Raw genomic sequence first — 26098 nt, forward strand, 5'->3', positions numbered from 1 at the left:
AAATGAAAGTATTAGAAGCATTCAGTGCATTAGCCGGAAAATATTTTGCTGTTTGGGTTATCTTAATATCCGTCATTGCCTTTATTTTCCCAGAGCCATTTTTGGGATTGGGGGGATATATTACAATATTGCTTGGCGTTGTCATGTTTGGAATGGGACTTACTTTAAAAGCCGTTGATTTTAAAATCATCATTACTAAACCACTGCCCGTGATAATTGGAGTTTGCGCCCAGTTTATCATCATGCCATCTGTGGCATTTCTTATTGCGAAACTCATGAATTTGCCAGCAGAATTAGCTGCAGGTTTGGTTTTGCTCGGCTGTGTACCAGGCGGAACAGCCTCTAACGTTATGGTTTATCTGGCAAAAGGTAATGTACCTTTGTCGATAGCTATGACTTCGGTATCCACTTTACTGGCTCCAATCATGACACCACTGCTTCTACTTTTGCTGGCAGGACAATGGATGCCGGTTGATTTTTTTGATATGTTTAAGTCCATTATACAAGTCATCCTTCTTCCGATTGTTTTAGGTTTGGCCATTAAGCGCTTTTTTCCTGTAATAGTTGAAAAAGGCTTAACCGTTTTACCACTTATTTCTGTAGCAGCTATCATTACCATTGTAAGCGCAGTAGTCTCAGGCAATGCAGCTAGCATTGCTACATCCGGGTTCCTTATTTTCACTGCCGTGATGCTTCACAATGGATTTGGGCTTCTGTTTGGATACTTAGCAGCAAAAGTACTTGGACTTGATGAAGTGAATAGAAGAGCGATTTCGATTGAAGTAGGCATGCAGAACTCAGGGTTAGGCGTTGCGCTTGCTACTGCACATTTCGGCCCTCTGGCAGCACTTCCAAGCGTCCTGGCTGCTGCATGGCACAACATATCCGGACCAATTCTCGCGACTTACTGGTCAAAAAAGTCTGCTGGCGACAGTATAGAGGAAGCGCCAGTCCCTCCGGTGGAGACCAAGTTTTAATAATATTAATTGAAAAAAGATCCCATGCTCCCAGCAGGGATTTTTTTTGCTGCCTATAAGCTCCCATCACAAAGTAAAGGGTTTCTAACTTTCCACTAACTGGTTTTTATCAGTTTGCTTAAACGCCTTTTGAAATATTGAAGTAGGTCATAACATATGTACGACATAGAAATTATAAGGAGTGTCTCAAATAGTTTTAAGAATAAATTGTCAGATATACGATCCATTTTTAATGCCGATAAAATCAAATCAAAAATATTGATGAAGACTACATGAACAATGTATATACCTAGGGCTCTTCCTCCTACTTTAGTAATGAACAAATCCTTCCCCAATGTAGTATTATTTAATGCAAATAAAAAAAGAAATGTAGTTAAAAAGATAGTAGATATAAAATATTCTCCGTGACTTCCAGATAATACCTTTTCCAATAAGTATCCTTCTAACACTTGGACAGTAAAGAAGATAAAAATTAATAATAGGTAGGTTTTGGCTGTTATTGATTTTGACTTTTCAAAGAATTTATTATACGCAAAGAAGAAGCCCAAAGTTGTATAAAAAAGACCAATGAATAAAGCATCCCGTGTACTTAGAGGAAAATCATAGAACATCGAATACGATTGTCCGAAAAGACCTAACAAGTTTAAAATTAGGCTGATGATTAAAAGAAGCTTCACTTTTTTTAACTTTAAAAAAACGAATAGAATGATAACACTCCAAATTAATGCGGTTAAAAACCACAATTGGTATCCGCTAGTCCCAGTTCCATAATATATAAGGTCAAGAAATGAAAATTGATTAATGTATTGCTCAAATTCCTTTGGTGCATCTGTAGCAACTTTATAAAGAATAAGAACATCATACATCATATAAAAGAAGAGCCAGCATACATACAGTTTTAAGATTTTTATAATATACCTTTTAAAATAATCTATGGAATCCCTTGTATGCATGATCTTTTTACCGAACAAATAACCAGATGCAGTAAAGAAGAATGGCACCGCAAACCTTGAGAAGTTGTCGAGAATAAATAGACCAATCTGGTTATCCCTTGGGAATACATGGATGACTACAACGGAAAATATTGCAAAAAATTTAATAAAGTCAATCGCGTTATTTCTTTCCATTTGTTCACCCTTTCATAACACTTTTACTATCATTGGTTATCCCCTATATTATGTACACCCAAGAGATTTTTATTTTTCTCTTTCTGAATTCAATTACGAGATCCTGTAAGTGACTTAAAGGAGGGTGGTCTGTTACTCAAGTAGTAGTGCATCACCTTGCGGATAGTCATATGTATGCCAAATAGGCAGTCAACTTCTTGTTCGAAGTAATAGTTACCAGGCGTATCTTAACAACTTAGGATATTGAACGTGAAGCTTTAACCATTCAGTAGAAAAGGGGGATGCTCTAACTAAGAATAATAAGTGGGAAAAGGGATGCCTAATAGGTTATTAACTACTAATGATTTCTTACAGCAAGGATGACTGAATAAAAATTCTTCAAGAGAAACTGGGGGAATAAAACAATGGAAAATGTAATAAATAGGATAAATCATTAGATAAGTTTTATACCTGTTCAATCAGATTTTAGATTTCATCGTCAACATGTAAAACGTCCAATGGGCGTTTTTTTATATTTTCATTTTTTCTTTTCATTAGACAAGGCAGGGAATGAATAAAAATGATGGAGGGGTGTTGTTGATGAAAAGGCTGTTTAGAGGAAGCTTGTTAATTCTTCTCTTGGTGGGATGCGGGAACCCGATGCAGGAGGAATTGTTGAGTTATATAAACGAGGATTTGCCACCGCTTGCAGAAAAAGAAAGCGAAGTGATTGCACGGTATGAAAGTGTCACGGGCGATAATTATACGAATGATGAAGTAATGTATGCCGCACTCGTCGATGAAGTCCAGCCGAAATACCAATCTTTCATCACTGATTTAGAAGCGGTCGAAATTGAAGAAAAAGAAATAAAAACGGTTCATGAAGATTTTATAGAAGCGGCGAACCTTCAGCACAGTGCATTCCTGACGGTCATTTCTGCAATCGAAGAACAAGATCGTGAAAAGATAGACGAAGCGAATCAAAAATTATCAAAAGCGCGTAAAATGATGAGGCAGTATCAAGTGGATCTCAAAACCTTGGCGGAAGAAAACGAAATCGAATGGGAAAAGGAAAAATAAATAGAAACAGTTTAATTCTATTCTAGATGAACAAAAATTGTATATAATCGCAAGAAATGGATGGAGGATGTTAGTGAATCGGATGCTCAGTGCTATGAAGTCGGATTTTTCAATGGTAGTAACCGAATTAAGTAGCCAAACGAAAACGAGTAAAATGAGCTGGCTAGGGAAACTTATCCATTTTGTGCTTTACTTAAATAAGGGAGGTTGCTGAGGCAACCTTTTTCTTAAAACGTTCATAGGATTGGATTAAAGTAATCAACTATAAGTACACTGATGTATTTATTACTGGATTCAGGAAAGATGAATTTGGATTACTTCTAGGTATTGAGAAAGACAACACCATTAGTCCCGCTGGTGTGATGTTGTTCATGAACACAGCTGCAAGAAAACAATTTTACAATCTGCACTCACACTTAATCATAGATGAGAATAGAGAGTTATCTGAAGCAGCAATGAATATTATAGTCAACTTGAGCCAAGTTAGGGGACAATAATGAATCTTATAGGAACTTGAAGATGTGACCATTTGGTACTATTATATTTTATTCTAGTTTACATAATATATATTATAGGAAGTAATAATTTTAATGTTAATTTTGTCTCATATCTTAAGAATACTTAACTTAGTGAGACGGAATGCGAATTTTTAAATGAAACCATTACTAATATTTATTTATAACCATTTTATCTAATTGCAGTTAACTGTATTAATACTTTTAAAACTTTTAATAAGTATCAATACAGTTTAGTGAAAAAATGATTGATCTTCATATTTTATAGTAAAGATAAACATTGGCATACAGATTTCTTGGATATAAGTTAATTACAATTAGTTATGTCTAATGTCATTTAATTCCCTGTTTTATTTGAACCTTAATTTCTCTGTTAAATGCTAACATATTCTGTTTTACGCCATTTCCACTATTTAATTAGTACACTTTAGTTCATTTATTATTTACCATACTTAGTCATTTTACTCTCAGGATCTCTAATTAACTTGTTGTAGTAATTAGATCTATTGTATTATTACCCTTCTTGTAAAAAACCGAAGCTCCTTCACTTTCCCCCTTTTTCCATCCATCCGCTTTAAGGGCTAATTCATATCGATATGGAATGCCGTTTTCTTCTGATGCTCTTGACCAATTATACCTTTTCCCTCGTTCATTTATATGAACCAATTCAGCATTTCTAGGTATAGGAAATCCGTATAAATCTTCAGTAGTATTGTATTGTGACATAGTTATGAATTAATAAATGATTCCCCCACCTATCAATAACACTGCTATGGCGAGTGCCCAATTAATCTTTTTCTTCATTTTGCAGATTCCTTTCCTTAAGACATATTTTTAGACGAGACTATAAGAATCGTTATCTACATAATCTATATTGATCTAAATTAACCTCCCCAACAGACCTAATCTGCCCATTTTATTATTCTGATATATAAATTAAACGGTAAAATGAGAAATATCACGGGTTAACACTTATAAAAAGTTATATTAATATAGTTCATCCTAATGACGACTCAATAGGTTTTTTACTTTAAATTCCGCTTTATTACTGAAAGTGATGATGGGATCCGCTATTTAGCCACAAAATCCCCTAAAAGACTTCTTAATTTAACTTATAGTTATAGCACGAATTAATACCATTTATAAATGATTAAAAACCTTAATTCAATGATGATCAATCTGCTCTGTTGTGTAATCTATTTTTTAAATGGAAAGTATTGCGATATTAAGGACAAAAACAAGTTTTGACAGCTTTCATAAGTCCAACATGCAATGAATCAATATGAAACTGCCATGTGTTATAATGTAAACCTTCAAATCGTTGTTTTGAAAAACTATCCACTTTTAGCAAATAAGTTTTCTGGTATCTTGAGTAGAATTCATTTATATATAAATCGTAAAGATTAACTTCGCTTTTTACATTTTATAAAAAATGATTCAAAGTGAAGCAAAGTTCAGGAATCAAAGCAGCTTATAGGCACATGCCAGATGTCATAAGAATTGTATAAAGCACTAAGGTATAGTCAGATTAAAGGGAGTAATATAGTAAACTCTATTCGCGCAACTTTCACAGCCTATTTATTTGGTTCATTTACATCAGATTACTTCATAAATAATAATTGCCAATAAAAATAATCGGTCAATCTTTTTTAAGAAATTCCTTTAAGTTGGTTAGCAAGTATGATAAATGATTTAAGTACCCGATTTCCTTCTTGAATTGGCTTTTTGCCTTAGTGTGGTGAATAAACCAGACGGTCCTTCCACTTTCTGTATTAAACAATGATTATGCTCCCTTTAGTTCGTACCCTTAATTTTGAATAAGCCTATGACTTGACACATATGGAACCATATATCTCCAGAGATAAAAATGAAACATGAGATCAAAAGGATCTCATGGTTCATTTTGAAAGATAGTTTTTTCATGTTCGAATGGATTCGACTCGGTTTTGGATGAATTCGAACGAGATTTTTGCTTCTTGGACGATTTGTTTTAATAAATCATTGACAGTCAATACTTCTTTTATCAGTCCTACGGATTGACCACACGACCAGATGCCTCCATCTAAATTTCCTTCAAAGTATACTTTTTTGCTTCTTTGTCCCGTAATTAGAGGAATTAATTCCTCTATAGTGGCCCCTTCACTTTCAAGTTTGTCCACTTCTTTACTGACGGCATTTAATGCTACACGCGATGGGCTCCCTATATTCCGTTGGATGACAACCGTATCCATTTCATTGGCTGATACCATCCAGTTCTTCACGTTATCATGAATGGGCGCTTCTTTGGTTGCCATGAAGCGAGTCCCCATGACGATACCTTCAGCACCGAGTGACAATGCACTAATGAGACCTCTGCCATCTGAAAATCCCCCGCCTGCTATCACAGGTATAGTAACAGAGTCAACGGCTCTAGGGAGCATGACAAGCGTACCTACATCCCCCATGCCAGGATGCCCGCCTGTTTCATTCCCTACAATAATAATGGCATCGACACCTAATTTCTCTGCCGATATGGCGTTTTTGACGTTCGCTACCTTATGTATCACGGTAAAGCCGTGCTCTTTAAGTTTGGGCATTAAACTCTCTGGGCTTCGGCCACTCGTTTCAACAATTTTTACATCTTCGTCAATCAAAATATCGATGAACTGATCATTCGGGGTTGCCGTTTGACTTGGAAACAGGTTCAGGTTGACAGCAAAGGGTTTCTTGGTCAAAGTTTTCACTTTACGTATTTCATCACGAAGACCTTCTGGTGTCACCTGTGTTTTCGAAGTGATGATGCCTAGTCCCCCCGCTTCTGAAACAGCGGCTGCGAGCGGGGCTCGTCCAACTTGAAACATCCCGCCGCAAATAATCGGATATTCAATCCCCAATAATTCAGTAATTCTCGTTTTCAATTGCCCTACCCCTTTCGATTTTCCTGGATTTCTATTAATCATTCGTTTTTAGATAATGCACGTTGCCCGGACTATAAACCATACTTATGGAGCCGCTTGTAAAATGTACTTCTTGGTATATCCATCAACTTTGCTGCAGCAGTGACATTTCCTCTTGATTTTTGTAATGCCTCTAACATTAGATCCCGTTGAATTTTTTCACGGATCGTCAGTTCATTTTCCTTGAAGCCTTTTTTATCGCCTTCCTCAAATGGAGGGAAATCCTCATGCCGGGTAACGGGCTGTGAACGCATGGAATTCAACACATTAACATAATCCAGAGGTCCTTCTGCAAGTAAGATGGTCAATCGCTGAAGTACATTTTGCAGTTCTCTAATATTGCCTGGCCAATAATAATCCTTTAAACGATTCAATAATTCTTCCGTTAATGGAATATTCCATTTATTCTCCGAACACAAGTAGTTCACTAGATAAGGAATGTCTTCAATCCTATCCCTTAAGGGAGGTACATGAATGGGGTAAACGTTCAACCGATAGTATAAATCTTTACGAAAGGACCCTTCATTGACAAGCTCTTCAAGATTACGGTGCGTTGCAGTGATGATGCGAATATCCAATGAAATGCTTTTTGTGCCACCGATTGGAACGATGTTTCTTTCCTGAAGTACACGCAGTAAGGCAACTTGCATCGCTAGAGGGATTTCACCGATTTCATCGAGAAAAATGGTCCCTCCATTTGCCTGCTCGAACTTCCCTTTGTGCCCTTGCCGTTTAGCCCCTGTAAAAGCCCCATCAACATACCCGAATAATTCACTCTCCATTAAATCTTTAGGGATGGCTCCGCAATTTATCGTGATGAACGGACCATTTTTACGAGAGCCATTTTCATGGATAGCCATGGCAACTAGCTCTTTTCCGACCCCAGTTTCACCATGTATATATACATTGGCTTCTGTCGGTGCAACAAGCTTCACTTTATGTAATGTGTTTTGAAAGGATTCACTAATCCCTTTTTCCCCTTTGAAGTCAAACACTTCTGATGGCAATGAAGCAGGAAAAATGGTTTTATGACCATGATTCTCTGATAAGAATATACACTTACCGGAAATCCTATTATCTTCTTTAGATAGAAGCGGGTTTTCCTTAACGATTCGATATCCATGATTTAATAGTTCGGCCAATGCCATGCCAAAGGATTGAGGAATTTTTTTGCGAACCTGTTTGCTGGCTGATATGATCATTTCTTTTTGATTACAAACGATAAAAGGCAGATCTGGATAGGTTTCTGCAAGTTCTATCGAGTGCTGGGTCAGTGCAAGCTCCTTTTTATAGGAACGCACTCCCATTTCCTGTTCGATCGTATAAGCTAAATTGGCTACCATACCCAGCATGGATGGATGGAAATATTCCACTGGGCAAGATATATCCAAAACGCCCAATATCTTACCGTCTTCATTTAAAATGGGCTTAGCAGAGCAACTCCATTTATGTGAGGCAATGGAATAGTGTTCAGTACCTTGGATCATAACGGCTTCACCCGTTTTCAAAGCTGTTCCAATTGCGTTCGTTCCGACCTCACCCTCCGTCCATCGTACGCCTTCCACAAAATTTATTTTGCCTGCCTCATTTAGGATTTTCTCGTTTCCGGAAAGTGATAGGACATATCCATCGGGATCGACTAACAAAGCCATCATTCCCGATTCTTTTATCGATTTATCCATCCTTGATAATTGGGGTGATGCCACTTCCAGCAGGAATGAGTTTTTTTCTCTTTGAATTTCCAATGATTCATTCGTCAAAATGTGCTTCCCTTTATTAAGGTACGGGTTGACTTGATCTTTTTTGCAGCGATGCCAAGATTCCATGATTCGCTTGTTCAGGCGATTTGAATCGAGAACCCCTTCACTGACAAAGCGTTCCCATGTACGAAGATAACAACTAGTGGATAGCATATAATCCTCCTCTAATCATTTGGTTTGAACCTTCAAAAGCGAAAATATATCTAGTCAATCTACAGGGAAAATACCAAGGAGTAATATAAAAGGATGTTAATCGAGGTCCATTTAATTATAGTAGATTATGTATCCGCTTACAATATATAGATTGAGTTTACCAAAAAAGCTTCATGTGTATAAACACATGAAGCTTCTCTATCAATATATATTGGCTGGTTTATGAAAAAATGACCCCTCCATCAATCATGATGGATTGCCCTGTCATATAATCAGAATCAGGTGAAGCGAGATAAGATACGAACTTCGCTACATCTTCTGGGGTTTCGGAGCGTCCCAAGGTTATGGAATCAGTAAACTTTTTGAAAGTTTCCCCTTTATCAAGATTCATATATTGACCCATTTTTTCATCGATTAACTCCCACATTTGCGTACCGACAATTCCTGGACAGTATGCATTCACAGTGATGCCAAACTGGGCCAACTCCTGTGCTGCCGCTTGTGTAATGCCTCTCACGGCAAATTTTGTGGCAGAGTATGTACCAAGCAAGCTGAAGCCTTTATAACTGGCGATGCTGGCAGCACTTATTATTTTCCCGCCTTCTTGCTTTTTCATTTGTTCAGCAGCGGCTTGCAGGCAATAAAGGACACCGTTGACATTTATATTGAAAATCTGTTCTAGGTCTTCTTGAGTTACTTCCAATAGAGGCTTTATTTGAGCAATTCCTGCATTGGAAACCATAACATCCAGTCGTCCAAAACGATTCACAACTTGATCAACCATTTCGAAGACTTCCTGTCTTTTACTTACATCCGCTTTAACGGCAAAACTTTCACGTCCCAGTTCCCTAATCTCATTTACGACCGATTCAGCTGTATCCAAATTGACGTCGTTAATCATCACATTCAATCCATCTTGAGCCAATCTTAAAGCAATGGCACGTCCGATACCACGTCCTGCTCCAGTGACAACCGCCGTTCGTTGACCGCTAGCCATACAAAATCCCCCTTCAGTTGAAAGTATATATCCAATAATAGTTTTAAGAATGGACAGCTTGACCAACAACGTTTAGTAGTGCCTCATGTATGGATTCCGACAAGGTTGGATGCGCCGCTACTAAATCTTCCATCATATCTACCGTAATTTCTGCATGCAGCATGACCGTTCCTTGACCAATCAATTCTGTTGCATGTTGACCAATAATGGAAAAACCTAGAATTTCATTATATTGTGGGTTCACTAGAACTTTGACCTTTCCTACCGGTTTATTGGAAAGGATAGCTTTCCCATTTGCCGAAAAAGCAAATTCACCAACTTTAATCTCGCCGTATACTTTTCGCACTTCTTTTTCAGTCAAGCCTACACTAGCAATCTCCGGGGAGGTATAAATGCAGCGAGGGATTGCCCGGTAATTCACTTGTGCAAATTGACCACAGGCATTCAGAGCCGCCACTCGCCCTTCATGAAAAGCAACATGGGCAAGTTGTATGCCCCCTATCACATCACCACAGGCATAAATCGATGGATTGCTTGTTTGCATTCGATCATCCACCGAGATGCCATGTCGGGAAAAATCAATATCGTTTCCCTCTAAGCCCATTTCATTCACTCTTGGTTTTCTCCCTATTGATACGAGTACGTAATCAGCATGAAGTTCTTCCAATTTGCCATCGCTTTTCTCCAAAAATACTGTCTTACTGGTTGCATTGATGTTTTTGACAGATGTGGAGGTATAGACCGTAACACCTTGGTTTTTCAATTCTCCATGCAAGATGCTCGTAATATCATCATCTTCCCCCGGAAGCAGCTTTTCCCCCATTTCGATAACGGTAACCTTGGTGCCCATCCTGCTATAAATACTGGCAAATTCACATCCGATGACGCCGCCTCCGACAATTAGCAGCGAATCGGGAATGCCAGGAAGTGACATGGCATGGCCACTGTGGATGATCCATTCACCATCAAACGGCGCAAAAGGTAAGGGAATCGGTTCGGACCCAGTTGAAATGATGATCTTACTTGCTGCAATCTCTTCATTATTATTTCCGTTCTCGATCCGCAGTCGATTGCTCGTCAGGATAGACGCTCTTCCCTGAATGACTTTTATTTTGTTCTTACTCATTAAATATCGAATGCCGTTCACTAGTTTAGATATGACATCTCTCTTTCGTTCCTGTACGGTTTCCCAATCGACTTCAATCGAATTGATGGGCAGGCGAATTCCCATTTGCCCGGCATTTTTCACCAAGTCATACGTATCGGCACATTTCAATAATGACTTCGTTGGCATGCAGCCTTCGTTTAAACAGGTGCCCCCCAATGGCCCATCGACTACCAATATGACCTCCTTATCCTGCTGGGCAGCAGTGATTGCAGCTACATACCCAGCAGGACCTCCGCCTATAATAGCTATACGATTCAAGGCTTTCCCTCCTTTTCTATAAAATCACGGTGATCGGCTCTTCTAAATACCGTTTTAGTGTTTGTAAAAAGGCAGCAGCGGGTGCCCCGTCGAGTACACGGTGATCAAAAGTTAAACTGAGTGGCAAGATCGTTCTCCTCTCCAGTTCTTTGCCAATATAACGGGGGGTATCATAAGCAGAGCCAACTCCAAGTATCCCCGTTTCCGGTGTATTGAGAATCGGTGTAAAATGCTCAACGCCATATGCCCCCAGATTACTGATTGTAAAAGTGGACCCTTGCATGTCTTCAATTGGCAATTGACCGTCACGTGCACCCCGGGCCAATTCCTTGCCCTTATTCGATAACTGCTTTAGGGTACAACTTTCGGCATTTCTTATGACGGGAACAACGAGTCCATTTTCCAAGGCCACCGCTAATCCAAGGTGGATATGTTCATACAAAATGATGTTATCTTCAATATAAGCACTATTCATTTTAGGATGCTCTTTAAGTGATAGCACGACAGCCTTGGCAACAAAGTCCGTTATCGTCAATTTAGTTGATTCATGTTTTTGTAGCGTTTCAGTAGCCTGTTTTTGCAAAATGACTAGATCAGTGACATCAACTTTCATCGTTAGAGTTAATTGGGCACTGCTTTGCAAGCTCTCTTTCATACGTGTAGCAATGATGTTCCTCATTCCGGTCACAGGAATCTGCTGCGAACTCTCTAAAGTAGGGTGGGGGTTTACTTTTCTTTCTTCTGTATTTACCGATATGAAATCCCTTTTCTCAATTACTTTCTGTACATCTTCTTTAGTGATTCTTCCGCCTGGCCCGGTGCCTTGAATTTTCTCAATGTCAAGATTTGCTGCCTGTGCCATTTTTCGCGCAACAGGTGTGATCATCAATCGATCGCCCATTGGCAAAATGGGTGACTCTTTTGTTTTCGGCTTTTCTTGTTCATGAATTTTCGGCTCGGTTTCTTCAGTAACAGGTTCATTGCTGATAATTTTTTCATTCGGATTTCCAATATGACAGATAACGGTTCCTGGGGGTACACCTTGTCCTTCTTGAACAACTATGTTCAGGATGGTACCATCCGCTGGAGATTCAATATCCATTTCTATTTTCTCCGAATTGATGCTGGCTATTGCTTCATCTTTTTCAACTGGATCGCCAACCTCCTTACTCCATAACGAAACAGTGCCTTCTTTCATTGCCATGCCCAATTTTGGCATTACCACTTCGACCGCCATATCAATTTCCTCCCTTCAGAATTTGTTTTCTGTGTCCATTATTGGTTTTGTTGCTCCCACTTTTGCAGTTCTATGCGAAAAAGCTGGAGCATGCATCATTATTGATTTAATTACACCCTAAGAATGGAAGGCTCCCCTAATAATTCTGAAACGACTTGTATCACTTTTTCTGATGTTGGAAGGTAAATATCTTCTAGCGGTGGAGAAAAAGGTACAGGTGTATGTGGAGCAGTAATCCTTTTTATTGGCGCATCGAGAGTGTCAAATCCCTTATCCGCAACCAATGCGGCAATATCCGTTGCCATGCTGCATCTTGGATTCGCTTCATCGATCACGATCAAACGATTTGTTTTTGCCACAGAGGAGAGAATTGATTCCTCATCCAGTGGTGACAAGCTCCTTGGATCTACAATCTCAATTTCAATGCCCTTCACTGCAAGTTTTTCAGCTGCCTCCATTGCCGTGTGAACTTGCTTGCCGATGGCAACGACCGTCAAATCCGAGCCTTTCCTTTTAATTTCGGCTTTGCCAATCGGAATTGTATAGTAGCCTTCCGGGACCTCTCCTACCATGTTATATAGCGTTTTATCTTCAAAAAAGATGACAGGGTCATTATCTTCAATGGCTGAAAGCAAGAGTCCTTTTGCGTCATAGGGGGATGAAGGAATGACGACCTTCAATCCAGGAATGCTTGTGAACAAGGCATAAAGGCTTTGTGAATGCTGAGCTGCCGCCCTGAATCCTGCACCATGCATCGTACGGATCGTCACGGGAACCTGTGCTTTTCCCCCAAACATATAGCGGAACTTCGCACCTTGATTCAATACTTCATCCAAACAGCTGCCAATGAAATCGTTGAACATTAACTCGGCAATCGGTCGTAAGCCTGTCGAAGCGGCTGCCATGGCCGCTCCCATATATCCTGCCTCCGCAATGGGTGTATCAAGAATTCTATCCCGGCCAAACTCTTGAACCAATCCTTTTGTAACACCTAATACACCACCCCATGCTTCGTCATCCTGTAAATGATCAACCTCTGCACCGCCGGCGACATCTTCTCCCATAAGGATGACATTTTCATCTTTTCTCATTGCCATGGCCATTGCTTCATTTATTGCTTGTGACATACTGATTTTTCTACTCATCTCAATTCCTCCTTTTATGGTTTAATAGGATACATAAACATCGTTTAATAAATCGGATGCCTCTGGATACGGGCTATCTTCACTGAACTTAACGGCCTGTTTAATAGATTCCTCAACGGCACTCTCAAGAGAAATCAGTTCTTTTTCCGCCAGCAGATTCTGAATGAGTAAGTGATTCCTAAACAGGGCAATCGCATCTTTCTCTTGTTTATGCTCCTTTTTGTCTTGTTCATTTTTATACTTCTGTGCATCTCCCTCGAAGTGTCCATAATTACGATAAGTAACGCATTCGATCAATGATGGGCCTTCTCCCCTGCGAGCTCTCTGAACGGCTTCTTCAGCAGCCTTATACACAGCCAATACATCTTTCCCATCCACTCGGACACCCGGGATATTGTAGCTTATCGCACGATCGGCTATCGTTTTACAGCTTGAAGCATAGTTGAAAGGCGTGGCTTCCCCATACCCATTATTTTCAGCGATGAATATAACGGGTAGCTTCCAGATTGCCGCCAGATTTATCCCTTCATGGAATGTCCCATGATTATTGGCACCATCACCAAAAAAACAAACACTTACATGATCCGTCTTTTTATATTTGGCAGTTAATGCTGCACCGCATGCGAGCGGAAAGCCTCCACCGACTATCCCGTTCGCACCTAACATCCCTTTATCCAAATCGGCAATATGCATGGAACCGCCTTTTCCTTTGCAAAGCCCAGTCACTTTCCCATAGATTTCTGCCATCATTCCGTTTAGGTCGCATTCTTTGGCAATACAGTGGCCATGACCCCTGTGAGTGCTTGTAATGCTGTCTTTATCGGATAGGTGGGCACATACTCCGACAGCCACCGTTTCTTCCCCAGCATACAAATGGACAAACCCTGGTAAAATCCCCTTTGCAAATGATTCATGAACTTGGTCTTCGAATTTTCTGATCTCCAGCATTTTTTTGTACATCCAATAGGCCTTATCCTGTGATAACTTTATTTCATTCGATTGAACCGTTTCCATTTTTCAGCCCCCAATCATTAATTATGAGTCAATTTTATATATTGCAAATGCCGTGCCAAAATGGGAGGCAGTTAAAATTAGGAATTATCTATTTTCAGGCGAAACAAAACGAGACAAAATGAGATTGTTGTCTCGTTTTGTCTCGTTTTTTAATAAATATACAATCACTCGTTTGAGAATCTCCCTTCTTTGCAGTAAAGTATTTCCTCCAAGGAAGTAAATCAAGAGATAAACAAGCAGCCAAACGCTTTTTCAAAAAAGCCTTGGTCTTTCGTACCTTTCTAAGCCTAGCGTAATAACAGCAGTATATAAGAAACCTGCTACCCTGCTTGAAGGCATCCAGCTAAGGCAAGATCAAGTTAGATAAAATGGAACTAGGTCTTCGTTTTATTAAGAAGCGCGTGCGTTCTGCGTTGGAGTTCAAGTCATTTATAACAGTACCTCTATATTGAGTAGTGCACCAAAACCAGTTCACATTATCTATGGATTCGAGTGCAAGTTGTCCTTGAAATCACGTTTATTTTCCGCTGCTTATTACCATTGGATCGTTGAGACGGAAAGACCTTTTTTCATATTTAGCCCCACTGCTGTAATGATGGTCAAAAAGCGCAAAGGATTAAATAATGAAAGCTGATGTATAGGATCCGTTGAATGTTTCAATTAAATAACCCATTACCATCGGTGCTAGGAATGCGCCGATCATCCCACCAAGGTTAATAACCCCGATTGCCAATCCAATATTATTCTTTGAAAATATTTTATGCGGCAAGGCAAAAATAGTGGCAAAAACGAGGCCGTGAAAAATTGTACACAAAGTCTGAAACGTAATGACAAGAGTAACGGATGGTGCGTTGAATATTAAATACAGCAACAAAATGACCAAGATAGATCTTACAATAGCCAGATACTTTTCCTTTCCACTCAAGTAGGACTGGACGAGTTTACCGCCTATTATAATACCGATCGCGTCAGTAAGTGCTGGAATGGAGGTAAGCATACCCATGGAAAGTAGGTCAAGGCCACTTTCTCCTACTAGATAAGGAGGTATCCATGAAGTAAGTCCCCCATATAAGCGTACTCATCCCGAACCACATTATAGATAACTGCCATACAATTGGAATCTTTATTAAATCTTTAGGCTCTTTTCGTAAGGATTGTTACCTATAAAAAGACGAGGGGGGAATTAATTTTTTTGGTATTGTATATACAGAAGCTTATTCAACAAAAGGGCAGTTTAACGGAGGAAGAAATTTAGAAGATTTTGGTGTGATTTTGAATTCAATAAAAAACAAAGTGGAAGGATGATCAAAGATTAATAAAAAAATAGTAGGTGGGTTAATTGCATTAACTGCTTTATTAATTGGCATTCCCTTAATAATTTTTTCTTATGAGGAATCAGAAAAATCCGAGGGGTTTCCAGTACCCAAAACTGCTGAAATAACAGCTAATAAGAGTAAACTAGAAGCTTATAACTGGGGCCCATCTTCAGAAGAAAATGGTCTGCCTTTAAGGTACCGAGCAATCATTAAACTATGAGGTTGGGAGAAAAAAGAGCAAGAAGGTAGTTTAACCGTTTACGAAAAAGATGGAAAAGAAGTAGATGTTATTTCACAGACAGACTATTTATCTCTTAGCACTTCTGGAAATTGAACTCAAAGCTTTTAATTATCTTTTATCCTTGTTTATTTGATTTTTTTATTCAATTATCGGGGGTTTTAATGGAATAAAGGTCCCTTTTAATTATGACGCTTAGAGTGAAAAGGCTCTGAGGGTTTTTGCTTTCTATGAACTAACCCCGTTAACATCTTTAACATCTCAACTGTACGATAGTTGGATCTTTGGCAAGCCGAAATCATCATATGTTCTACACGTTTATTTAATGCCAGATTCTTTTCTAATTCAAGCCAAAGATTGACTAATACGGCAATGAAAGATATCCCACAAGACGCGTTCACAATCTTCATTCTTTACATATACAAAAAAACTAAAATTCGGCAAAAATGCTACTTTGCTTTTTTACCTTAATTGGCAAAAATCCCAACACTTTGTGAAAAGACAGTCTTTGATATATTGGATACCGTTTATCAATATACTATGTCTAATAAGAAATAGTATGGAGCGCATTTTATTTTTTATTTACGCCCCATCAGCTGATTATTAAGCTCAAATCATCAATCTTCCATCATAAAAGAGTGATGTTTTAACAATAACCGTGTCTTTGCAGCCACGTTAATAAAATCAATGGTAAACTTAAATTCATAAAAAAATCAGCATCCGTCATCGAGGATTGATAATCAAAGGGTTTCAGTCCTACAATGGATGACTTAACCGATTCCTCTGAAACCAGAAGTTCCGTAACCGAAGCGTGGGTTCGCCTTATATCCCTGATCAGTCAATTTTTTAACTAGAAGTAACTTTGTTTATTTCTCCAATGCTATTGCAATACAGAGCAAACTTTTGAGGACAAAATGATTTCATAACCGAGCTTAAGGTGTAGGTTTATTTAAAGGAACCGAATATATCCTCTGCCAATTTACGTCCGGTCGGAGTCGCAGCAAGGCCGCCTTCTGCCGTTTCACGAAGTGCAACTGGCATGGTCAAGCCTATTTTATACATGGCATCGATAACTTCGTCACATGGAATGCGGCTCGTAATGCCTGCAAGTGCCATATCAGCTGCCGTTATCGCGTTAGATGCACCCATTGCATTACGTTTCACGCAAGGAACTTCAACCAATCCTGCCACTGGATCACAAACCAATCCAAGCATATTTTTCAATGTGATCGCCATCGCTTCTGCAGCTTGGCTTGGTGTACCGCCGGCCAGTTCTACTATCGCAGCTGCGGCCATTCCACTTGCCGAGCCCACTTCTGCTTGGCAGCCACCAGCTGCTCCGGAAATGGAAGCATTGTTTGCTACCACGAATCCGAAGGCAGCGGAAGTGAAAAGAAATTCAATCATCTCTGCTCGGTTCGGGTTTAATTTTTCTTTCACCGCAAATAATGTACCGGGAACCACGCCCGCAGAACCGGCAGTCGGAGTGGCACAAATCATTCCCATTGCTGCATTCACTTCGTTCGTCGCAACAGCTTTACTGACGGCATCCAATAATAGATTACCTGCCAGTGCCTTGCCCGAATTGATATAATTTTGCAAAAGAACGGCATCTCCGCCCGTTAGGCCTGTAACGGATTGCACACCTTTCAGACCTCTTTCCACCGCTTGTTCCATCACTGTCAAATTTCTGTCCATCTTTTCAATGATCTGTTCTCTCGACAGGCTTGAGAACTCCATTTCTTGTAAAATCATGATTTCCGCGATTTTTACATGTTTACTTTCAGCAAGTTCAACCAACTCTGCTACATTTCGGAACATGTTTTTACCTCCATATCTATGTCAACACTTTTAATGATTATCATTCAACCATCCTTATGACTTGCGACACGTTTTCCAATCCTTCAATTTCCTTCATGACATCGCCCTTGATTTTCTGATCGACTTCAATCACCATAAGGGCCATTTGACCTTTTTCTTTTCGTGAAACTTCCATATGCCCAATGTTAATTTCATGATTCGCCAATACTGTCGAAACGGAAGATATGATTCCAAACACATCGTTATGCACGACTAAAATGGCTGGGTTTTCCCCTGACAATTTAAGCTTGAACGTATTCAACTCCGTTATTTCTATCGTTCCGCCGCCAATCGAGATCCCAACAAGTTCTAATTCTTTATCTTCGTCGAACAGTCTGATTTTGACTGTATTAGGATGATCCGTCACAGTATCCTCGATTGTAAAGGAAACTTCCATACCGGCTTCCGCCGCTATCGTTAAAGAGGCAGGGATTCGTTCATCATCCGTATCGAAATCCAATATCCCGCCTACGACAGCAACATCTGTACCGTGTCCCCTGTATGTTTTTGCAAAAGAACCATATAAAGAAATAATGGCTTTCTTCGGTTGCTTTCCGAATAGTGTCCGTGCTACTCTGCCAATTCTTGCAGCTCCTGCTGTATGTGAGCTTGAAGGTCCAATCATGACGGGACCGATTATATCGAATGCAGATCTGTATTTCATTGTGCAATGCCCCTTTTCTGGGAAAAGATTTGTTTAACAGCCTTCATTATGCCGCCTTTTGTTCTTCATTCGCCGAAACGGTCCTAATCTATTAATTATGAACACGATTAAGCTAAGAATTGAAACCGTACCTAACTCCCAACACTGCGATTGGTGTGGCCCGTCCCGGTTACATGTACAGAAGCATGGAAAAAGCTTTACAAGACGAGAACGGCCGTTGAGCGCGTAAATGTTTAAAAAAGAGTTTTTTTAACTAAAAATAATTTCAGTTATCAAACAGGCGAAAAAGCTAAAGCACATTTCGATCTTACGATGCTTGTTTATATTTATAATGCTCCGAAATTAGCATTAGATCGCCTCAATCAACAAATGGACAAAAAATCAAGCTGTTATTCGTTTTTTGAAATGAATGACTTAAATTCTATCACTCTAACCAAGGCAAAACTTTTATGGAATGGAATTGATTCGATTATAATAGAGATTGAGATGTGGGTATTAATATAGGAATAGGTATAAATAGTAATGGTGTCCCGTTCGAGATATGACAAAATATCCCACATGGTCGAGTATTTAGTCTTTTTCAAGAGAATTAGTAGAGAAAAACCTTATTGGAAAAATAATAAGTTCCTCAATTATCTATAAAATTAATGTTTATCTCCATCTTTGAAGCATCATAATATTGTATTCAATCAAACACGATTGTTTTATTGCCATGAATAATAACTCTATCTTCAATATGCCAAGAAACAGCTTGGGCAAGAACCTGTCTTTCCACATGACTTCCGGTAACCTTTAATTCTTCGATTGTATGTCTATGATTAACCCTCTTTACATCTTGCTGAATAATGGGTCCTTCATCAAGATCATTCGTAACATAATGAGCAGTTGCTCCAATTAACTTAACACCACGGTTATAGGCCCTCGCATAAGGATTTGCACCGACAAACGCCGGTAAGAAAGAATGATGAATGTTAATAATTTGATTTGGGAACTCCGATACAAATGCAGGAGAAAGAATTTGCATATATCTAGCCAAGGCAATGAAGTCTACTTTCCCTTTCAATAAATCTAGTGCTTTCTGTTCTGCTTGTTGCTTCGTTTCATGAGCTAAAGGAATATGATAATAAGGGATGTCATAACTTTCTACTATTTTTTTTAAATCAGGATGATTACTGATCACCATCGGGATTTCCACTGGAAGTTCATTCGATTTCCAACGCCATATAAGCTCCATAAGACAGTGTTCCATTTTGGATACAAAGATGGCCATTCGTTTTCTTTTATTATTACCGCTTAAGCTCCATTCCATCGCATAAGCCTGGGCCAGCACATGTAAGTCTTTTTCAAGTTTTGCATAGGAAGCATCAAAGTCGTTTAAATCAAATTCGATTCTCATAAAAAACATACCTGCTTTTGGATCCGTCGTATGTTGGTCAAAATGAACAACATTTGCTCTGCTTTCTAATAAAAGGTTAGATACAGCCGAGATAATACCTGGTTTCTCTGGACAAGATATTAATAATTTAGCACGGTTAACATTCACTTCTTTATACAATGGACTCTCACCATCCTTTAGATTTATAATTAAAATATGTAAAAACTTTCGAATTCAGAATGATGGCTACACACAACCGCTATAGGTGTCCAAACAATACCGTCACTACAATTTCATTTCTAGTAATCTTGAACTACGGTGAGGGAGGGCTGTAGACCTTAAAAATTGACGCTTTCCCTTCCACAATTTCACATCTTCAGTTTTCAGAGTGATACTGCCTAATACTTAATGCCTTGCTTCTCCCACCTATCATATGGTTCACCTCCCCCATGAAGGAAGAAGTATTCAACTCTTCTTTTACGATCTTTATATCTATGCGTGTATTTCCTTATCATATACAGCTAGGGCAGCTTCCCCAATTGCTTCCGCTAATGTAGGGTGAGGGTGTATCGTATGCGCAATATCCATAGCTGTTGCATTTAATACTCGTGCAAGACCAGCTTCTGAAATCATATCGGTTACATGAGGCCCAACCATATGCGCTCCTAACAATTTACAAGACTCTTCTTCAACAACGAGTTTGACAAAACCGTCTGATTCACCAAAAACAAGAGCCTTTCCAATCGCTCGGAAGGAGAACTTCCCTGTTTTTACTTGATACCCTTTCTCCCTCGCATCCTCTTCTGTTAACCCGACACTAGCTACCTCCGGGTTACTATATATGCATTTTGAAACAAGAGATTGATCAAGTGGCAGAGGGTTTTCTCCTGCCATATGTTCAATTGCGATGATCCCTTCATGTGAAGCAACATGGGCAAGCTGTAATCCTCCAATCACATCTCCAATTGCATAAATGTTTGGCTCATTCGTTTGATAATACTCATTTGTTTGAATAACACGTTCGACTTCAACTTTGGTATTTTCAAGGTGAATGCCTTCTATGTTTGCTAATCTTCCGACAGATACTAATAATTTTTCTGCTGAAAATGTCGTGTCTTTACCTTTATATTCCGCCTTTATAGAGACACCGTCTCCTTTTTCTAACGATTCTGGAAGCACCTTTGCCCCTGTTACGATTTTTACACCTTTTTTCTTCATTAATCGCTGTACTTCCTTTGAAATATCTTTATCTTCCGTCGGTAAAATGCGCTCGGCATACTCTATCACAGTTACTTCTAATCCAAAGTCAATAAGCATCGAAGCCCATTCTATTCCAATAACACCGCCGCCGACAATAATGATGGAATTTGGGAGCTCTTTCATTTGTAGAGCTTCATCCGATGTCATCACATATTCACTATCTGCTTCTAGGCCGGGTAATGTCCTTGGACGAGATCCTGTAGCTATTAAAATATTTCGAGGGTTTAATATTGTTTCCCGTTCATCATTATTCAATCTCACTAAAACATCTTTAGACTGTAAAATACTCCCTTTTCCTTCAAGCACATCTATTTTCCCTTTTTTCATTAAATGTTGTACACCTTTATATAAGCGTTCAGTAATTTCTTCTTTCCTGGCCTGTACTTTTGAGAAGTCCAGTCCAACTTCCGGTGCAATAACACCAAATTTATCTGCATTCTTTGCATTCGAATATACCTCTGCACTTCTTAATAATGCTTTACTTGGAATACAACCTGCATGAAGGCAAGTTCCACCAAGTTTACCTTGTTCAACTACCGCCGTTTTTAATCCTAATTGAGACGCACGAATGGCCGCAACATATCCACCGGTGCCGCCACCGATGATAACAACGTCATATTGTTGATTCACCTAATTCTTCCCCCTTTGGTTTTCATAACCATAGATAGATATATGATAGTGTAAGAAAACAACTAACTTATTAAACACGATCTATTCTATTAATAGGTAAACGATCACGATACTTTAATTTATTTCAATGGCACATGCACTGGATGCAAAGCTTTCTCCAACAATAAAGCCACTATCTTCTATATAATCAATTTGTGTTTCTTCATCTAAATAGCGTTTTGTAAAATGATCTAATCTAAGCTTAACTCCCTCATATTCAATAATTAAATCGTTTCTGCGGGGCTCGTCCAATAAGAGGGAGAACTTCACCGACACCCCGCAGCCGCCGGCAATATCAGCTTCAATGCGAGGAATTTGCGTACCTTTACATGTCATTTCCTTCAGTTTATTCATGGCTGCCTCTGTTATTTTTATTTTGGCTATCATCTGATTCTCCCCTTTCTTAATGGTTTATTGACAAATGATTACGCATTAGCCTTAGTTGCACGAACTTGTTCATCTGCATGATAGGAGGAGCGAACAAGCGGACCGGCTTCGCAATGACTAAACCCTTTTGACATGGCAATGTTTTTCAGTTCTTCAAACTCTTCTGGACTCCAATATTTTTCAACCTTTAAATGTCGTTTAGTCGGCTGCAAATATTGACCAATAGTCATAATGTCCACATCGTTAGCACGAAGATCATCCATTGTTTCCATAATTTCTTCTTTTGTTTCTCCTAGACCAATCATAATGCTTGATTTCGTAGGAATAGTGGAATTCATTTGTTTTGCCCGCCGTAAAAACTCTAATGAACGTTCGTATGTTGCACGTGCACGAACCTTTTGGGATAAGCGTTTTACTGTTTCAATGTTGTGATTCAAAATGTCTGGTCTTGTATCCATTAATGTTTTTAAGTTGTCATATTCCCCATTCAGATCCGAGGGGAGAACTTCAATGCTGCAAAATGGATTTTGCCGCCTCACTGCCTTTACAGTTTCTGCAAATACCTTTGCTCCGCCGTCATTTAAGTCATCACGAGCAACTGCGGTAATCACCACATGCTTTAGGTTCATTTGCTTTACTGATTCTGCGACACGTTCGGGTTCTTCCCAATCAAGCTCTGATGGTAGCCCTGTTTGAACTGCACAGAACCTGCAAGCTCGCGTACATACACTTCCTAAAATCATGAAAGTTGCCGTTTTTCGTACCGCCCAGCATTCATGAATGTTAGGGCATCTTGCTTCTTCACAAACAGTATGAAGTTTTTTTTCACGCATCATTTTCTTTAAGCCCGTATATTGTTCATTCGTATTCAATTTAATTTTAAGCCATTCTGGTTTACGAAGATCTTTGATGGACATTTTATTTCTCACTCCTATGAGCAGATGTATTTTAGCTTGAAAGAGGTTGTTCAATAGGCCTAAAAAAAGACCGATAGAGTTTCTCCGTTGCTCTGTCTTTTCAGTTCTCAAGACTATTTTCTCCTTGCACCTCTTGGCACTTTTTTCATCCTTTTTAAACACGCTTATGAAACCACCTAGAATGAAATATCGAGATTCATTTCTTCATATTCCATCCTTGGCGGTTCATGCTCATTCATTTATGACGTTACCGTTGCTTCCTCTACTACTTCTTTGGAATAACGCAAGATTGGTTGTCTAGCAGCTTGGACCTCATCCAATCGCCCAATCACTGTAGTATGTGGTGCTTCTAAAACAACCCCTGGGTTTTCTTCCACTTCTTTGGCAATTGTAATCATTACATCCGCAAAAGCATCGAGTGTTTCTTTCGACTCTGTTTCTGTCGGTTCAATCATCAAACATTCCTCAACATTTAATGGGAAATAGATAGTCGGCGGGTGATAGCCGAAATCTAGCAGGCGTTTTGCTATGTCAAGCGTTCTTACACCCAGCTTTTTCTGATTGGATCCGGATAGGACAAATTCATGCTTGCAAATTTGTAAATATGGCGCTTCAAAATACGGCTCCAATCTTTTACGAAGGTAATTAGCATGAAGCACGGCACTTTCTGATACTTGGCGCAGACCTTCAGGCCCCATCGTGCGAATATAAGTATACGCCCGCAAGAGAATTCCGAAGTTTCCATAATACCCTTTTACCCTTCCGATAGAGTCCGGATAATTAGCGTTCAGCACATATTTATCACCTTCTTTTTCTATGCGCGGTACTGGCAAGTATGGAGTAAGTTTCTCTTTCACACCGACAGGACCTGCCCCTGGACCGCCACCTCCATGAGGAGTCGTAAATGTTTTGTGAAGATTTAGGTGTACAATGTCAAAGCCCATTTGACCTGGTGTTGTTTTACCTAAAATGGCATTTGCATTCGCTCCGTCATAATATAATAGGCCCCCTGCTTTATGAACAACCTGAGCGATTTCCACAATTTCTTTTTCAAAAAGTCCAAGGGTATTCGGATTCGTCAGCATTAGCGCAGCTGTATCAGATCCCACATGTTTCTTTAATTCTTCTAAGTCAACTAATCCATTTTTATCGGATGGAATCGTGATCGTTTGAAAACCAGCAACACTTGCACTTGCAGGATTTGTACCGTGCGCTGAGTCTGGAACAAGTACTTTCGTTCTGGTTTCACCTTTTTGAGCATGATACGCTTTAACCATCATTAAACCTGTCCATTCCCCTTGAGCCCCAGCGGAAGGCTGTAATGTAACAGCATCCATTCCTGTAATGACCGCTAGCTCTTCCTGTAATTCATATAAAACCTCTAATGCTCCCTGTACTGTTTCAACGGGCTGATAGGGATGAATGCGGCTAAATCCTTCCAAACGTGCCACATCTTCATTTATTTTCGGATTGTACTTCATCGTGCAAGAACCCAGAGGATAGAATCCATTATCGATTCCATGGTTTTTATTAGAGAGCGCTGTGTAATGGCGGACAAGCTGCAACTCTGATACTTCTGGCAACTCAGCCGGTTCGTCACGAATTAAATGCTTTTGAAATTTTTCATTTATATCAACATAGTCAACGTCACTATCCGGAATACTTGAACCTACCCGTCCTGGACGACTTATTTCAAAAATTAACTCATTATATTCAACCATTTACAATCGCCTCCAAAGCATCAACAAATTGGTCAATTTCTTCTTTTGTTCGCTGCTCAGTCACAGCTAGCAGCATTTTATTTTCAAAACCGTAATCACTTTCTAAATCAAATCCACCGATAATACCCGCCTTAAGAAGTTTTGCATTGACTTCCTTTACCGGACGAGGAAGCCCGACAACAAACTCATTGAAGAATGGTGCTTCATTGTATATAGTAAAGCCCTTCTGCTCTAAGGTTTTCGCCATGTAATCAGCTTTCTCAATGTTTAGCTGTGCCATTTGACGAATCCCTTGCTTCCCAAGTGATGTCATACAAATAGAAGAGGCAAGAGCATTTAATGCTTGGTTGGAACAAATATTGGATGAGGCTTTATCACGGCGAATATGTTGTTCACGTGCTTGAAGTGTTAACACAAATCCACGCTGTCCTTTTTCATCTGCTGTTTGGCCTACAATACGTCCTGGGATTTTGCGCATGAGTTTCTTACTTACCGCAAAATAGCCGCAGTGTGGACCGCCAAAGGACATCGGGATTCCTAATGGCTGCATATCACCGATCACAATATCTGCCCCAAGTTTCCCAGGAGCCTGCAAGAGTGCTAGTGCAAGAGGATTGGCGCTTACAATTAACAGGGCACCTTTTTCTTCCGCAATTTTTTTAATTGCATCTATATCCTCAATGGAACCGAAGAAATTTGGATATTGAACAATTACGGCAGCAGTGTCTTTATCAATTTGTTCTTGAAGCTTCCCTAAATCTGTAATCTCACCGGCAAGGTTTACTTCCTCAGCTGTGTATCCCGGACCTGCTGCTACTGTATGTAAAATAGCACGGGATTCAGGATGTACCGCTTTGGATACAAGAACTTTCGAACGTCTTGTAGATGTAACAGCAAGTGATGCACCTTCTGCTAGCGCTGTAAAACCATCGTACATGGAAGAGTTAGCCACATCCATTCCTGTCAACTCACAAACCATCGTTTGAAATTCAAAAATTGCTTGTAATTCACCTTGACTGATTTCCGGTTGGTAAGGTGTATAGGCCGTGTAAAATTCGGAGCGTGAAATCATATGGTTTACCACACTTGGAATGTAGTGATCATATGTACCCGCACCTAGGAAAGTCGGGTAATGATTCGCATTTTTGTTTTTTGTAGCAAGCTGGTTCATTCTTTTCAAAAGAAGCGGTTCAGGAACCGCCTTTGGGATGTTTAGCTCACCCTGCAGCCTAATTTCAGCTGGAATATCTTCAAATAACTCATCTATAGAAGAAATATTTAAAAATGAGAGCATTTCGTCTTGATCTTGTTTCGTATCAGGAAGGTATCTATAAGTGGCTGTCAT

19 protein-coding genes and 2 pseudogenes are annotated in these 26098 nt (G+C 39.5%); 3 read left to right on the forward strand and 18 right to left on the reverse strand.

The features are described 5' to 3' along the window. Positions 1-2: 2 nt before the first annotated feature. Positions 3-977 (forward strand): bile acid:sodium symporter family protein, encoded by a 975-nt coding sequence (locus QUF86_RS19410; protein WP_230163380.1) that lies wholly within the window; start codon positions 3-5, stop codon positions 975-977. Between the two features lie 95 nt (positions 978-1072). Here QUF86_RS19410 and QUF86_RS19415 read toward each other — a convergent pair whose 3' ends face one another. Beyond that, a complete protein-coding gene (locus tag QUF86_RS19415) occupies positions 1073-2104 on the reverse strand; it encodes an acyltransferase family protein (RefSeq protein ID WP_289335280.1) in 1032 nt (343 codons plus the stop codon). A 579-nt stretch (positions 2105-2683) separates the two neighbouring features. Between QUF86_RS19415 and QUF86_RS19420 the strand changes: the two genes are divergently transcribed. Next, positions 2684-3163, forward strand: coding sequence for a hypothetical protein (locus tag QUF86_RS19420; protein WP_289335282.1), 480 nt, complete (start codon positions 2684-2686; stop codon positions 3161-3163). A 2434-nt stretch (positions 3164-5597) separates the two neighbouring features. Here the strand turns inward: QUF86_RS19420 and QUF86_RS19425 are convergent. From QUF86_RS19425 to QUF86_RS19455, 7 genes are all read right to left on the reverse strand, one after another. Continuing rightward, positions 5598-6575, reverse strand: a complete 978-nt coding sequence (locus tag QUF86_RS19425; RefSeq protein WP_289316387.1) for an NAD(P)H-dependent flavin oxidoreductase — start codon at positions 6573-6575, stop codon at positions 5598-5600. A 71-nt stretch (positions 6576-6646) separates the two neighbouring features. After that, the gene (locus QUF86_RS19430) at positions 6647-8527 is read right to left on the reverse strand and encodes a sigma-54-dependent Fis family transcriptional regulator (RefSeq protein ID WP_289335283.1); all 1881 of its coding nucleotides are present in this window, start codon (positions 8525-8527) and stop codon (positions 6647-6649) included. 220 nt (positions 8528-8747) lie between these two features. Beyond that, positions 8748-9524 carry an acetoin reductase gene (locus tag QUF86_RS19435; protein ID WP_289335284.1) on the reverse strand — a complete coding sequence of 259 codons (777 nt, stop codon included), beginning with the start codon at positions 9522-9524 and terminating at the stop codon, positions 8748-8750. Positions 9525-9567: 43 nt separating this feature from the next. Next, complete coding sequence (lpdA, locus tag QUF86_RS19440; RefSeq protein ID WP_289335285.1) at positions 9568-10950, reverse strand: dihydrolipoyl dehydrogenase; 1383 nt, start codon at positions 10948-10950, stop codon at positions 9568-9570. A 16-nt stretch (positions 10951-10966) separates the two neighbouring features. After that, on the reverse strand, positions 10967-12187 hold the full coding sequence (locus tag QUF86_RS19445) for a dihydrolipoamide acetyltransferase family protein (protein WP_289335286.1): 1221 nt from the start codon (positions 12185-12187) through the stop codon (positions 10967-10969). 110 nt (positions 12188-12297) lie between these two features. Beyond that, positions 12298-13332, reverse strand: a complete 1035-nt coding sequence (locus tag QUF86_RS19450; protein WP_289335287.1) for an alpha-ketoacid dehydrogenase subunit beta — start codon at positions 13330-13332, stop codon at positions 12298-12300. A 21-nt stretch (positions 13333-13353) separates the two neighbouring features. After that, positions 13354-14346 carry a thiamine pyrophosphate-dependent dehydrogenase E1 component subunit alpha gene (locus QUF86_RS19455; RefSeq protein ID WP_289335288.1) on the reverse strand — a complete coding sequence of 331 codons (993 nt, stop codon included), beginning with the start codon at positions 14344-14346 and terminating at the stop codon, positions 13354-13356. A 215-nt stretch (positions 14347-14561) separates the two neighbouring features. Here QUF86_RS19455 and QUF86_RS28935 point away from each other — a divergent pair. Further along, a pseudogene (locus QUF86_RS28935) lies at positions 14562-14783 on the forward strand (IS6 family transposase); the annotation flags it as partial. A gap of 179 nt (positions 14784-14962) precedes the next feature. Here QUF86_RS28935 and QUF86_RS19460 read toward each other — a convergent pair. From QUF86_RS19460 to gcvPA, 10 genes and pseudogenes are all read right to left on the reverse strand, one after another. Next, a complete protein-coding gene (locus QUF86_RS19460; RefSeq protein WP_353957672.1) occupies positions 14963-15349 on the reverse strand; it encodes an MFS transporter in 387 nt (128 codons plus the stop codon). Between the two features lie 802 nt (positions 15350-16151). Beyond that, positions 16152-16253 (reverse strand): annotated as a pseudogene (locus QUF86_RS19465) (IS1595 family transposase); the annotation flags it as partial. 592 nt (positions 16254-16845) lie between these two features. Then, positions 16846-17721 (reverse strand): L-serine ammonia-lyase, iron-sulfur-dependent, subunit alpha, encoded by an 876-nt coding sequence (gene sdaAA, locus QUF86_RS19470; RefSeq protein ID WP_289335289.1) that lies wholly within the window; start codon positions 17719-17721, stop codon positions 16846-16848. A gap of 40 nt (positions 17722-17761) precedes the next feature. Continuing rightward, entirely contained in the window at positions 17762-18424 is a 663-nt protein-coding gene (gene sdaAB / locus QUF86_RS19475) for an L-serine ammonia-lyase, iron-sulfur-dependent subunit beta (protein WP_289316396.1), read from the reverse strand. Between the two features lie 685 nt (positions 18425-19109). Further along, positions 19110-19979, reverse strand: a complete 870-nt coding sequence (purU, locus tag QUF86_RS19480; RefSeq protein ID WP_289335290.1) for a formyltetrahydrofolate deformylase — start codon at positions 19977-19979, stop codon at positions 19110-19112. Positions 19980-20291: 312 nt separating this feature from the next. Further along, positions 20292-21689: a dihydrolipoyl dehydrogenase gene (gene lpdA / locus QUF86_RS19485; RefSeq protein ID WP_289335291.1), complete on the reverse strand. Its 1398-nt coding sequence runs from the start codon at positions 21687-21689 to the stop codon at positions 20292-20294. Between the two features lie 114 nt (positions 21690-21803). Further along, positions 21804-22115 carry an iron-sulfur cluster biosynthesis family protein gene (locus QUF86_RS19490; protein ID WP_289316399.1) on the reverse strand — a complete coding sequence of 104 codons (312 nt, stop codon included), beginning with the start codon at positions 22113-22115 and terminating at the stop codon, positions 21804-21806. Positions 22116-22153: 38 nt separating this feature from the next. Further along, positions 22154-23032, reverse strand: a complete 879-nt coding sequence (gene lipA / locus QUF86_RS19495) for a lipoyl synthase (protein WP_289336259.1) — start codon at positions 23030-23032, stop codon at positions 22154-22156. A 239-nt stretch (positions 23033-23271) separates the two neighbouring features. Beyond that, positions 23272-24753: an aminomethyl-transferring glycine dehydrogenase subunit GcvPB gene (gene gcvPB, locus QUF86_RS19500; protein ID WP_289335292.1), complete on the reverse strand. Its 1482-nt coding sequence runs from the start codon at positions 24751-24753 to the stop codon at positions 23272-23274. Next, the gene (gcvPA, locus tag QUF86_RS19505; protein ID WP_289316401.1) at positions 24746-26098 is read right to left on the reverse strand and encodes an aminomethyl-transferring glycine dehydrogenase subunit GcvPA; all 1353 of its coding nucleotides are present in this window, start codon (positions 26096-26098) and stop codon (positions 24746-24748) included. Before gcvPA ends, gcvPB begins: the two co-directional genes overlap by 8 nt.

Source organism: Peribacillus sp. NJ11, assembly GCF_030348405.1.
Classification (GTDB): domain Bacteria; phylum Bacillota; class Bacilli; order Bacillales; family DSM-1321; genus Peribacillus.